This window comes from Ramlibacter sp. AN1133 (assembly GCF_037890035.1).
GTDB lineage: Bacteria > Pseudomonadota > Gammaproteobacteria > Burkholderiales > Burkholderiaceae_C > Ramlibacter.
This window is the reverse complement of the sequence record NZ_JBBKTQ010000013.1, coordinates 132,203-145,019: the sequence shown is the minus strand read 5'-3', so window position 1 is coordinate 145,019 and position 12,817 is coordinate 132,203. Positions and strand designations below refer to the sequence as shown.

The following is a 12,817-nucleotide window of genomic DNA, read 5'->3' as shown; positions in this document are numbered from 1 at the left end:
GGGCGCCCGCCGCGCGGGGGGGGGGGGGGGGGGGGGCGCCCGCTCCGTCGCCCGAATGCGCGCCATGCGTGCCCCCCTCCCCGCCTCCCCCCGGAGGGGGGAGGAGCAAGGCCCATGGACCTGAAGTCCCCCATCCTCGGTGGCCCCGGCCCGCTGCAGCGCCGCGCGATCGCCAAGGCGATCACGCTGCTGGAGTCCACGCGCGCGGACCACCGTGCGCGCGCCGACGAACTGCTGACGCAGCTGCTGCCGCACACCGGCCAGTCCTTCCGCCTCGGCATCAGCGGCGTGCCCGGCGTGGGCAAGAGCACCTTCATCGAAGCGCTGGGGCTGGCGCTCATCGCGCAGGGCCACCGCGTCGCCGTGCTCGCGATCGACCCTTCGTCCTCGCTCTCGGGCGGCTCCATCCTCGGCGACAAGACGCGGATGGAGAAGCTCTCCGTGCACCCGCAGGCCTACATCCGCCCCAGCCCCTCCAGCGGCACCCTGGGCGGCGTGGCCGCCAAGACGCGCGAGGCGATGCTGGTGTGCGAGGCGGCGGGCTACGACCTCGTGATCGTCGAGACGGTGGGGGTGGGCCAGAGCGAGACGGCGGTCGCCGGCATGACGGACATGTTCGTGCTGCTGCAGCTGCCCAACGCGGGCGACGACCTGCAGGCGATCAAGAAGGGCGTGATGGAGCTGGCGGACCTGGTCGTGATCAACAAGGCGGACATCGACCACGACGCCGCCACCCGCGCCCAGGCCCAGATCACCAGCGCGCTGCGCATCCTCGGCCAGCACGGCCGGCCCGAGCACGCGCAGCACGACGAGACGCTGTGGCATGCCCAGGTGCTGCAGCTCAGCGCGCTGAAGGCGCAAGGCATCGACAGGTTCTGGCAGCTGGTGACGCGCTTTCGCAACCTGCAGGAGGCCAGCGGCCGGCTGGCGGCGCGGCGCCGGCAGCAGGCGCTGGCCTGGATGTGGGAACGCATCGAGAGCGGGCTGCGGCAAGAGTTCCGTCAGCACCCTCAGGTGAAATCCCTGCTTCCGCAAATCACCAAGGACGTGGAGCATGGCCGGCTGGCCGCCTCCACCGCGGCGCGGCAACTGCTGCAGGCCATGCGCACCGATCCCTGAGGTCCAGGCCCGAGAGAGACACCGGAGAAAAGACAAATGCACGACATCCTGGAACAACTGGAGAAGAAGCGCGACGCCGCCCGACTGGGCGGAGGCGAGCGGCGCATCGAGGCGCAGCACAAGCGCGGCAAGCTCACGGCGCGCGAGCGCGTGGAACTGCTGCTCGACGAAGGCACCTTCGAGGAATGGGACATGTTCGTGGAGCACCGCTGCACGGACTTCGGCATGGAGAACAACAAGATCCCCGGCGACGGCGTGGTCACCGGCTACGGCATGATCAACGGCCGGCTGGTGTTCGTCTTCAGCCAGGACTTCACCGTCTTCGGCGGCGCGCTGTCCGAGGCCCACGCCGAGAAGATCTGCAAGGTGATGGACCAGGCCATGAAGGTCGGCGCGCCCGTGATCGGGCTGAACGACTCCGGCGGCGCCCGCATCCAGGAAGGCGTGGCCTCGCTGGGCGGCTATGCCGACGTGTTCCAGCGCAACGTGATGGCCTCCGGCGTGATCCCGCAGATCTCGATGATCATGGGCCCCTGCGCAGGCGGCGCGGTGTACTCGCCGGCCATGACGGACTTCATCTTCATGGTCAAGGACAGCTCCTACATGTTCGTGACCGGCCCCGAGGTGGTCAAGACGGTGACGCACGAGGAGGTGACGGCCGAGGAACTGGGCGGCGCCGGCACCCACACGACGAAGAGCGGCGTGGCGGACCTCGCGTTCGAGAACGACGTCGAGGCGCTGATGATGCTGCGCAGGCTGTTCAACTACCTGCCGCTGAACAACCGCGAGAAGCCGCCGGTGCGCCCAAGCAACGACCCGGTCGACCGCATGGACTTCTCGCTCGACACGCTGGTGCCGGACAACGCCAACAAGCCCTACGACATGAAGGAGCTGATCGCCAAGACGGTGGACGACGGCGATTTCTTCGAGCTGCAGCCGGACTACGCCAAGAACATCGTGATCGGCTTCGCCCGCATGGAAGGCCAGACGGTGGGCATCGTGGCGAACAACCCGCTGGTGCTGGCGGGCTGCCTGGACATCAAGAGCTCGATCAAGGCGGCGCGCTTCGTGCGCTTCTGCGACGCCTTCAACATCCCCGTGGTCACCTTCGTCGACGTGCCCGGCTTCATGCCCGGCACCTCGCAGGAGTACGGCGGCATCATCAAGCACGGCGCCAAGCTGCTGTACGCGTACGCCGAGTGCACGGTCCCCAAGATCACGGTGATCACGCGCAAGGCCTACGGCGGCGCCTACGACGTGATGAGCTCCAAGCACCTGCGCGGCGACGTGAATTTTGCGTGGCCGAACGCGGAGATCGCGGTGATGGGCGCCAAGGGCGCGGTGGAGATCATCTTCCGCGAGGACAAGGGCGACCCGGCCAAGCTGGCGGCGCGCGAGTCCGAGTACAAGGCACGTTTCGCCAACCCCTTCGTCGCCGGCGCCCGCGGCTTCATCGACGACGTGATCCTGCCGCACGAGACGCGCAAGCGCATCTGCCGCTCGCTCGTGATGCTGCGCGACAAGAAACTGGAGAACCCGTGGCGCAAGCACGGGAACATTCCGCTGTGAAGACCATGATGTACTCCCGCGCCGCCGCCGCCTTCGTCCTCCTCGCCTGCGCCGCGGCCGCAGCGCAGCAACAGGCCGCCAAGCCGCAGGCCGCCGCATCGGCAGCCCAGGGCCCGGCGCTCGGCAAGGTCCTGCAGGAGCAGATCGTGCCCGTGGCCGGCAAGCCCGGCGAGAGCAGGCGCGAGTTCAAGCCGCTGCCCCAGGGCGCCTACCAGTTCGAGGGCGGCGAGTACCGCTCCGGCGTGTCGGGCCTGATGATGAAGCTGCCGCAGGTGCTCGACGAGAAGGTCGTGTCGGTGCGCGAGGCCGTCGTGATCGCGCAGGGCAAGGAGGTCGGCACCTCGCACGTGATGTTCGTGCCGGGCCCCGAAGGCACCACCGTCGACCCGCTCGGGCCGGTCTCCACGGTGGTGGTCACGCGCCTGCGCCAGGACCGCCCGCACGACCGCGAGTCGGTGCTCAAGGCCTGGGAGCCGCGCAGCCCCGAGCAGCGCAAGGCCATGGAGGCGCGCGGCGTCGAGTTCGCGCGCATCCAGACCGGCGTGGGCGAGGGCCTGGAGCGCATCGTTCCGAACCGGGTGGCCGATGCCAACTTCCCCTATCGCACCCATACCGACGAAACCGCGAAGCAATTGCGTTCGGTGGGCGTGACGCGCTACCTGGTGTCGCAGGACTCGGCGTTGCTGGAGTTCTCGCAGGTGTTCCCCTGCCGCGACCTGAAGGCCGACGCCTGCCGGGCGGCCGCCCTGAAGGCCTCGGACCGGTTCGTGCAGGGCGTCAGCTCCTTCGTGCTGTTCCGCTCGTCGCCCGTGCCCGCCGCCTCCGCCCCGCAACCCGCCAAGTGACCACGCCATGTTCCAGAAGATCCTGATCGCCAACCGGGGCGAGATCGCCTGCCGCGTCATCCAGACTGCCCGCAAGATGGGCATCCAGACCGTCGCCGTGTACTCCGACGCCGACCGCGACGCGCGCCACGTGGCCCTGGCCGACGAGGCCGTGCACATCGGCGCCCCGCCCTCGCGCGAGAGCTACCTGGTGGCCGACAAGATCCTGGCGGCGTGCCGCAAGACCGGCGCGCAGGCCATCCACCCCGGCTACGGCTTCCTGTCCGAGAACGAGGAGTTCGCCCGGCGGGTGGAGGAGGAGGGCCTGGTCTTCATCGGGCCCAAGCACTATTCGATCGCCGCCATGGGCGACAAGATCGCCTCCAAGAAGCTGGCCAAGGAAGCGCGCGTCAACACCATCCCCGGCTACAACGACGCGATCGAGACGGCCGAACAGGCGGTGAGCATCGCCAAGGACATCGGCTACCCGGTGATGATCAAGGCCAGCGCCGGCGGCGGCGGCAAGGGCCTGCGCGTGGCCTTCAACGACAAGGAGGCCTTCGAGGGCTTCACCTCCTGCCGCAACGAGGCGCGCAACAGCTTCGGCGACGACCGCGTGTTCATCGAGAAGTTCGTCGAGGAGCCGCGCCACATCGAGATCCAGGTGCTGGGCGACGCGCACGGCAACGTGGTCTACCTGAACGAGCGCGAATGCTCGATCCAGCGCCGCCACCAGAAGGTGATCGAGGAGGCGCCGTCGCCCTTCATCAGCGATGCCACGCGCAAGGCGATGGGCGAGCAGGCCGTGGCGCTGGCCAAGGCCGTGAAGTACCAGAGCGCGGGCACGGTGGAATTCGTGGTCGGCAAGGACCAGAGCTTCTACTTCCTGGAGATGAACACCCGCCTGCAGGTGGAGCACCCGGTCACCGAGTGCATCACCGGGGTGGACCTGGTGGAGCTGATGATCCGCGTGGCGGCCGGCGAGAAGCTGCCGATGACGCAGGCCGACGTGCAGCGCAATGGCTGGGCGATCGAGTGCCGCATCAACGCGGAGGACCCGTTCCGCAGCTTCCTGCCTTCGACGGGCCGGCTGGTGCGCTTCCAGCCGCCGCAGCCGTCGATGTGGGCGTCGGACACCGAGCACCTGTACGGCGTGCGCGTGGACACGGGCGTGGCCGATGGCGGCGAGATCCCGATGTACTACGACTCGATGATCGCCAAGCTGATCGTGCACGGCACCGACCGCAAGGACGCGATCGCCAAGATGCGCGAGGCCCTCAACGGCTTCGTGATCCGCGGCATCTCCAGCAACATCCCCTTCCAGGCGGCGCTGCTGGCGCACCCGAAGTTCGTGGCCGGCGACTTCAACACCGGCTTCATCGCGGAGCACTACGCCGGCGGCTTCAAGGCCGAAGACGTGAGGCACGACGACCCGGACTTCCTCGTGGCGCTCGCGGCGTACGCGAACCGGCGCGCGCTGGAGCGCTCGGCCGGCATCAGCGGCCAGATGCGGGGCCACGAGTTCACCATCGGCGACGAGTACGTGGTGGTCAAGCTCGATGCCGCCGGCAAGCACCAGCACCAGCCGGCCAAGGTGCGCGAGTTCGACGTGAAGAGCGGCTCCGCGGTGGTCGACACCAACGGCCGCTCGTACGAGATCTGCAGCAGCTGGCACCTGGGCGCGCCGCGCATGCGCGGCACGGTGGACGGCAAGTCCTTCATGGCGCAGGTGGAACGCGGCGCGGCCAAGAACCCGCTGGCGCTGCGGGTGGAGCACAACGGCACGCGGCTGGACACCATGGTGCTGGCGCCGCGCGCGGCCGAACTGTTCGCGCTGATGCCCTTCAAGGCTCCGCCGGACATGAGCCGCTTCCTGCTGTCGCCCATGCCGGGCCTGCTGGTGGACATCGCCGTGCAGCCGGGGCAGAAGGTGCAGGCCGGCGAGCGCCTCGCGGTGATCGAGGCCATGAAGATGGAGAACGTGCTGTTCGCCTCCGCCGACGGCGTGGTGGGCAAGGTGCTGGCGGCCAAGGGCGAGTCGCTCGCCGTGGATCAACCGATCGTGGAATTCCAATGAGGAGCGCCGCACGGCCGCCCGAAGGCGCTCGCCCCTTCCGCTTGCGGAGCCTGGGGGAGGTTTTCGAATGACACGTCCCTTCAAGGTCCTGGGCATCCAGCAGATCGCCATCGGCGGGCCCGACAAGCTGCGCCTGCAGAAGCTGTGGGTGGAGCTGTTCGGCCTGCAGGTCACCGGTACCTTCCGCAGCGACCGCGAGAACGTGGACGAGGACATCTGTGCGCTGGGCACCGGGCCGCTGAAGGTCGAGGTCGACCTGATGCAGCCGCTGGATCCGGACAAGAAGCCTGCCGTCCACGCGACGCCCCTGAACCACATCGGCCTGTGGATCGACGACCTGCCCCGCGCGGTGGAGTGGCTCACGGCGCAGGGCGTGCGCTTCGCCCCCGGCGGTATCCGCCGCGGCGGCGCCGGCTTCGACATCTGCTTCGTCCATCCCAAGGGCAACGAGGAGTACCCGGTGGGCGGCGAGGGCGTGCTGATCGAACTGGTGCAGGCGCCGGCGGAGGTCGTGCGGGCCTTCGAGGCCCTGGCCCGCATGCCGGCTTAAGTAGAGGGCTCTTCGCCGAGGGCCAGAAGGGCGACCGATGGCTACCGCGGTTCGCCGGTTGCCTCCGACCCGGACCAGGACGTGACCGTCCGCCTCGCACGGACAGCCACGGGCTGGTCCGGCCCGATCGGCGCGGCGTCAACCGGAGACGGCGCCCCAAGGGGTGACCGGTCGCAGATCAAACGATCTCGACAACCTCTGGCAGTGGTGGCCAGAAGGGCGACGACCGCGCGGCGGACGCCAGCCCCCGGCTGGCGCGGCCCGGGAATTTGCCCTCGCCATCCACGGTCGAGGCGGCGACAATTGTCTGAATCTGTAACAAGATGGACTTTGCTTCGCCGCCCCAGCGCAGTTTCCCCTCGGTGCCGACCCCCGAAGCGCTCCTGCGCCCGCTGGGGGCGGCGCTTGCTCGCGCGTCGCTGCCGGAGGCCGCTGCGGCCTTCGGGGTGGAGCTGGGCGAGGCATTCCGTTGTACCCGCGCGTCAGTCGGGCTGTTGTCTGAAGCAGGCCTGACGCTGGCGGGCAGCTCCCATCCGGCCGACCTGCAAGCCGGCCAGGCCGGCGCCGTGGCGCTGCTGGACGCGATGCAGGAGGCGATCGACCAGGCCGAGGCCGTGGCCTGGCCGGCGCCCTCCGGCCACGACTTCATCACGCTGGCGCAGCGCCAGCTGGCCGAGACCGGCGCGGTGTGCAGCCTGCCGCTGGTGGAGGGCACCCGCATCGTCGGCGCCATCACCCTCGAGCGCGCCGCGCCGCCGTTCTCGCTGCCCGAACTCGCGCAGCTGGGGGACGTGGCCCGCCTGTGCGGCCCGGTCTTCGAGATGAAGCGGCAGCTGGCGCTGCCCTGGCACGCGCGGCTGCGGCGCGAAGCGCGCGCCGCGCTCGCGCATCCGGCGCGCCGCACCAAGGTCGCAGGCGGCGTCGTGCTGGTCCTCGCGCTGGTGCTGGCGGTGCCCGTGCCCTGGCGCGTGAGCGCCCCCGCGCGGCTGGAAGGCGCCGTGCAGCGCGCGGTGGTCGCGGCCACCGACGGCTTCCTGCAGCAGGCCAACGTGCGTCCCGGCGACAGCGTCAAGGCCGGCCAGGTGCTGGCCGAGCTCGCCTCGCAGGACCTCGACCTGGAGCGGCGCCGGCGCGAAAGCGAACTGCGCCAGCACGAGAACGCCTATCGCGCCGCCCAGTCGCGCGCCGACCGCACGCAGATGGTGACCCTGCAGGCCAAGGCCGCCGAGGCCCAGGCCATGCTGTCGCTGGTGGAGGCGCAGCTGCAACGGGCGCGCATCGAAGCGCCTTTCGACGGCATCGTGATCAAGGGCGACCTGAGCCAGAACCTCGGCGCCCCGGTGCAGCGCGGCGAGGTGCTGATGGTGCTGGCGCCGAACGACAGCTTCCGCCTGATCCTCGAAGTCGACGAATCCGACGTGGCGGCGATCCGCCCCGGCCAGCGCGGCGAACTGGCGCTGGCCGCCCAGCCCGATCGCACGCTGGTCTTCACGACCCGGCGCATCGTCCCGGTCGCGTCCGCGGCCGACGGGCGCAATTTCTTCGAGGTGGAGGCCGCGCTGGAGCAGACCCCGCCGCAGCTGCGCCCGGGCCTGAGCGGCGTGGCCAAGGTGGAGACCGGCTCGCGTGCGCTCGGCTGGCTGCTCGCGCACCGCGCGGTGGACTGGCTGCGCCTGGCCTGGTGGAAGGTCACGCCGTGGTGAACCAGCCGCTGGTGAGCAGTGCCTGGCACCGCGTGGCGGCCCTGCGTGCGAGCCTGGTGCCGGGCCTGCGCGTCGTGCGCCAGCAGGTGCGCGGCCAGCCCTGGCACGTGCTGGTGGAGCCGGGGGCGGGGCGCCAGCTGCGCCTGAACCCCGCGGCCTACGCGCTCGTCGCGCGCTTCGACGGCCACGCCACGCTCGACGAACTGTGGCAGCGCCAGCTCGCGCAGCACCGCGAGGATGCGCCGACGCAGGACGAGGTGCTGCGCCTGCTGGCGCAGTTGTTCCGCGGCGGCATGCTGCGCTTCGACGCCGCGCCGCACCTGTCGCTGCTGTTCGCGCGCCGCGAGCAGGACGTCCGGCAGCGCCGGCGCGGCATGATGAACCCGCTGATGCTGCGCCTGCCGCTGTTCGACCCGGGGCGGCTGCTCGATGCGCTGGCGCCGCTGGGCCGCGCGCTGTTCCGGCCGGCGGTGCTGGCGGCCTGGCTGGCCGCGGTGCTGCTGGCGCTGCTGGCCGCCGGCGCCAACTGGCCCGAGCTGCAGGCCGATGCGCGGCGCGTGTTCGCCACGCCCTCCAACTACCTGATCGCGTGGCTGGTCTATCCGCTGATCAAGCTGGTGCACGAACTCGGGCACGGCCTGGCGGTGCGCCGCTACGGCGGCGACGTGCGCGACATGGGCGTGTCGCTGATCTTCCTGACCCCCGCGCCGTACGTGGATGCCAGCGCCGCCAACGCCTTCGCCTGCCCGCGCCGCCGCCTGGTGGTGAGCGCCGCCGGCATCCTGGTGGAAATCGCGCTGGCCTGCCTGGCGCTGGCGGCCTGGCTCGCGCTGTCGCCCGGCACCGTGCGCGACACGATGCTGGTGATCGTCCTGATCTGCTCGGTCTCCACGGTGCTGTTCAACGCCAATCCGCTGGTGCGCTTCGACGGCTACCACGCGCTGTGCGACGCGCTGCAGCTGCCCAACCTCGCGCTGCGCAGCCAGGCCTGGTGGTCGCGCCGCTGGCGCGCGTGGATCGGCGCGGCACCGTCCGCGTCGGTGCCCTTGCTGGCGCCGGGCGAGGCCAAGTGGCTGGCCGCGTATGCGCCGGCCTCCGCCGTGTACCGCGTGGTCCTGATGCTGGGCCTGGTGTTCTGGGTCGGCCAGCAGTCCTGGGTGCTGGGCTGGCTGGCGGCCTTCGCGCTGCTGGCCTGGGGCGCGCGCGTGGTGTGGCGCTGGGCGCTGGGCGAGGGCGCCGACGCGCTGGGGCGCCGCCGCTCGCTGCGCGCGGCCGGCGCGGTGCTCTGCGGGCTCGCGCTGCTGCTGTTCGTGCTGCCGGCCCCGCACCAGGTGGTGGCGCGCGGCATCGTCTGGCCCAGCGAACAGGCGCAGCTGCGCGCGGGTGCGGCCGGTTTCGTCGAGCGGCTGGAAGTGCCGGAAGGCGGCGCCGCGCAGGCCGGCCAGGTGCTGGTGGTGCTGCAGGACCCGGTGCTGGCGGCGGCGCGCCAGCGCTTCGCCTCCGAGCGTTCCGGCCTGCTCGCGCAGCAGTACGCGGCCCTGCTGCAGCAGCCCGCGCGGGCGGCCGAAGTCGCGGAAGACCTGCTGCGCAACGAGGCGGAGCTCGCCCGCGCCGACGAGCAACTGGGCCAGCTCGAAGTGCGCGCGCAACTCGCCGGCGACGTGGTGTGGGCGCGCCCGCAGGACCTGCCGGGCAGCTTCGTCAAGCGGGGCGCCATGCTGGGCCACGTGCTGACGGACGGCCCGGCGCACGTGCGCGTGGCCTTGCTGGAAGACGACTTCCTGCGCACGCGCGACCGCGTCCGCGCTCTCGAAGTGCGGCTGGCCGACACGCCCTGGCAGGAGTACCCGGGGCGCCTCGCCGCGGCCACGCCGGGCGCCACGCTGGAACTGCCCGCGCCCGCGCTGGGCGACCGCTTCGGCGGGCCGGTGCCGGTGGATCCGGCCGATGCGAACGGCGTGCGCACGCGCGTGCCGGTGTTCCTGCTCGACGCCGAAGTGCCGGGCCTGCAGGCTTCCGCGATCGGCGGCCGGGCCTGGGTCAAGCTGGTGCTGCCGCCGGAGCCGCTCGGCCTGCAGTGGCTGGCGCAGGGGCGGCGGTTGTTCCTCAAGCAATTCAGTCCCACCGGGCGAGTATGAGCAGCCACACCAGTCCCTGGCCCTTCCCCGGCCTCGTGTGGGGGCCCTATCCCCAGATGCGGCTGCCCATCGAGGAGCTGCGCCGGCCTTCGCGCTGGCGCCGCGCGGGGCTGGCTGCCTCCGCCCGCGAGCTGCATGCATCGCTGGAAGGCATCGCGGCCGAGGCCGAACTGGCGCGCCTGCGCGAGGTGCCGCACGCGCGCCGCGATGCGGACTGGCTGCGGCAGGCCCTGCGCATCGCCGCCGTCCTGATGCATCCCACGCTGGGCGTGCGGGCCTACTGGCAGCAGCTCATGGCGGCCCAGGCCCTGCTGGACCAGCGGCTGGTGGAGATGGACACCGGCGAGGGCAAGACCGTGGCGATCGCGCTGGCGGCCGCCGTCGCGGCCCTGGCCGGCTCGCCGGTGCACGTGGTGACGGCCAACGACTACCTCGCGCAGCGCGACGCGCAGGAACTCGCCGTGTTCTACCGGCGCCTGGGCCTCACGGTGGGCTGGATCGCCCAGCCGATGGACGCGGCGCAGCGCCGCCAGGCCTACGCCTGCGACATCACCTACTGCACCGCCAAGGAGCTCGCCTTCGACTACCTGCGCGACGGCCTGCTGCACCCCGGCGACCTGTCGCCGCTGGAGCGGCGCCTGCGCGCCGCCATGGCGCGCCAGCAGCCGGTGCTGCGCGGCCTGTGCATGGCGATCCTCGACGAGGCCGACACGATCCTGATCGACGAGGCGCGGGTGCCGCTGGTGCTGTCGCAGCCCGCCGCCACGGTGGCCGAGGAGGCCTTCCTGCGCCGCGCGCTGCGCGTCGCGCAGGGCCTGCGCGAAGGCCGCGACTACGTGGTCGAGGCCGGCAATGCGCGCCTGACCGAAGCCGGCGCGGCGCACTGCCACGCCTGGCCCACCGACGCGCACCCGCTGCTCGGGCACCCGCAGCATCGCGCGACCACGCTGGAACTGGCGATCAACGCCGCGCACCTGCTGCACCGCGACCGCGAATACGTGGTGCGCGAGGGCGAGGTGCACCTGGTGGACGAGAACACCGGCCGCACGTCGCCGGGCCGCGCCTGGAGCCGGGGCCTGCACCAGCTGGTGGAGCTCAAGGAGGGCGTGGCGCTCACGCAGCGCAACGCCACGCTCACGCAGATCACCTTCCAGCGCTTCTTCGTGCGCTACCTGCGGCTGGCCGGCATCAGCGGCACGCTGCGCGGCTCCACGGGCGAACTGCGCTCCGTGTACGGGCTGGGCAGCGTGCGGGTTCCACCGCGCACGCCGCGCCAGGTGGCCGTGCAGCCCACGCGCCTGTTCGCCACCAGCCAGCTGCTGTGGGATGCGGTGGCCCGGCGTTGCGAGCAGCTGTGCGGCGCGGGCCGCGCGGTGCTGGTGGGCACGGAGAGCGTGCGGCAGTCCGAGGCGCTGGCCCAGGTGCTGCGCGCGCGCGGCCTGCAGCCCGTGGTGCTGAACGCGCGCCAGGACCGCGAGGAGAACGAGATCATCGGCGCCGCGGGCCAGCCCGGCCGGCTCACGGTGGCCACCAGCATGGCGGGCCGCGGCGCGCACATCGGCCTGGCGCCCTCGGTGCTGGCCGCCGGGGGCCTGCACGTGATCCTGTGCCAGCTCAATGCCTCGCCGCGCATCGACCGCCAGTTCCTGGGCCGCGCCGGCCGGCAGGGGCAGGCCGGAAGCTGCGAAACCATGCTGGCGCTGGATTTCCCGCTGCTGCAGCGGCGGCTGCCCAGGGCGTGGCAAATGTCACTGGGGCGACCCATGGTGCACCGCCTGTTGGCCGGCGCCAGCCTTCGGGCGGCGCAGGCGCTCGAGGGCTGGTCGCGCAAGCAGCAACGTGCAAGACTCGCGCAGCTCGCGCAAAACGAAGAACGCGAACTGAATTTCAGTCGCTGGGGATCCTGATGAACTGGATGGGACGATCGTTCCTGGCCGCGGGCATGCTGCTCGCCCAGATCGCGCAGGCCGGGCCGGCCATCACCTCACCGCAGCCCCTGGGCTGCCTGATCGAGCCGTTCAGCGTCTCCGACCTCGGGAGCCCCGTCGTCGGCGTCATCGAGCAGGTGCTGGTCGAACGCGGCGACCGCGTGCGCGCCGGCCAGCCGCTCGCCATGCTGCGGGCCGACGTCGAGAAGGTGTCCGTGAACGTGGCGCAGGGCCGCGCGCAGGCCCAGGGCGAATTGAAGGCCGCCGAAGCCAACGCGGAACTGGCGCGCCAGAAACTCGCGCGCGCCGTCGACCTCGCGCGGCAGGAATTCATCTCTCCGCAGGCGCTGGAACAGGCGCGCGCCGAATCGCTCGTGGCGGAGAACCGGCTGGTGCAGGCGCGCGAACAGCGCGACATCTACCAGCGCGAACACGAGCTCGCGCAGGCGCAGCTGGGGCTGCGCACGATCCGCAGCCCGAGCAACGGCGTGGTGGCCGACCGCTACATGTCCGCCGGCGAACGCGTCGAGGAAAAGCCCATGTTCCGCATCGCCGTGATCGACCCGCTGCGGGTGGAGGTGGTGCTGCCGGCCAGCCTGTACCCTGTCGTGAGCCGGGGCATCGAGATGCGCATCACGCCCGAATTCCCCGGCGCGCAGCCGCGCCTGGCCCGGGTGGCGCTGGTGGACAAGGTGATCGAGGGCGCGAGCAACACCTTCCGCGCGCGCCTCGCCCTGCCCAACGCCGACAACAAGCTGCCGGCGGGGCTGCGCTGCAAGGCCGAACTGGTGGGGCCGGACGCGGCGGCGCCGAAGGTCGCGCCGCCCAAGGTTCCGGCCATGGGGCCCACCGAGATCCGGATGCCCGGCTCCGCGACCGGGCGGGCGGCACCGCGCCTCTGAGGCCTCC

The 12,817-nt window shown here is 71.7% G+C and carries 9 protein-coding genes; all 9 read left to right on the top strand.

Annotated elements, in window-relative coordinates:
• Positions 1-114 precede the first annotated feature (114 nt).
• The 9 genes from meaB (at position 115) to WG923_RS18740 (ending at position 12,810) form a co-directional block, all read left to right on the top strand.
• On the top strand, positions 115-1,119 hold the full coding sequence (meaB, locus tag WG923_RS18780; protein WP_340352513.1) for a methylmalonyl Co-A mutase-associated GTPase MeaB: 1,005 nt from the start codon (positions 115-117) through the stop codon (positions 1,117-1,119).
• 36 nt (positions 1,120-1,155) lie between these two features.
• Positions 1,156-2,688, top strand: coding sequence for an acyl-CoA carboxylase subunit beta (locus tag WG923_RS18775; protein WP_340352512.1), 1,533 nt, complete (start codon positions 1,156-1,158; stop codon positions 2,686-2,688).
• A 5-nt stretch (positions 2,689-2,693) separates the two neighbouring features.
• Positions 2,694-3,533, top strand: coding sequence for a hypothetical protein (locus tag WG923_RS18770; protein ID WP_340352511.1), 840 nt, complete (start codon positions 2,694-2,696; stop codon positions 3,531-3,533).
• 7 nt (positions 3,534-3,540) lie between these two features.
• Positions 3,541-5,589: an acetyl/propionyl/methylcrotonyl-CoA carboxylase subunit alpha gene (locus tag WG923_RS18765; RefSeq protein WP_340352510.1), complete on the top strand. Its 2,049-nt coding sequence runs from the start codon at positions 3,541-3,543 to the stop codon at positions 5,587-5,589.
• A gap of 67 nt (positions 5,590-5,656) precedes the next feature.
• Complete coding sequence (locus tag WG923_RS18760) at positions 5,657-6,139, top strand: VOC family protein (protein WP_340352509.1); 483 nt, start codon at positions 5,657-5,659, stop codon at positions 6,137-6,139.
• A 494-nt stretch (positions 6,140-6,633) separates the two neighbouring features.
• Complete coding sequence (locus WG923_RS18755; RefSeq protein ID WP_340352508.1) at positions 6,634-7,842, top strand: efflux RND transporter periplasmic adaptor subunit; 1,209 nt, start codon at positions 6,634-6,636, stop codon at positions 7,840-7,842.
• The gene (locus tag WG923_RS18750; protein ID WP_340352507.1) at positions 7,821-9,980 is read left to right on the top strand and encodes a PqqD family peptide modification chaperone; all 2,160 of its coding nucleotides are present in this window, start codon (positions 7,821-7,823) and stop codon (positions 9,978-9,980) included. The genes WG923_RS18755 and WG923_RS18750 overlap by 22 nt, the downstream gene beginning before the upstream one ends.
• Positions 9,977-11,887, top strand: a complete 1,911-nt coding sequence (locus WG923_RS18745; protein ID WP_340352506.1) for a preprotein translocase subunit SecA — start codon at positions 9,977-9,979, stop codon at positions 11,885-11,887. The genes WG923_RS18750 and WG923_RS18745 overlap by 4 nt, the downstream gene beginning before the upstream one ends.
• Positions 11,887-12,810 carry an efflux RND transporter periplasmic adaptor subunit gene (locus WG923_RS18740; RefSeq protein WP_340352505.1) on the top strand — a complete coding sequence of 308 codons (924 nt, stop codon included), beginning with the start codon at positions 11,887-11,889 and terminating at the stop codon, positions 12,808-12,810. The genes WG923_RS18745 and WG923_RS18740 overlap by 1 nt, the downstream gene beginning before the upstream one ends.
• Positions 12,811-12,817: the final 7 nt, after the last annotated feature.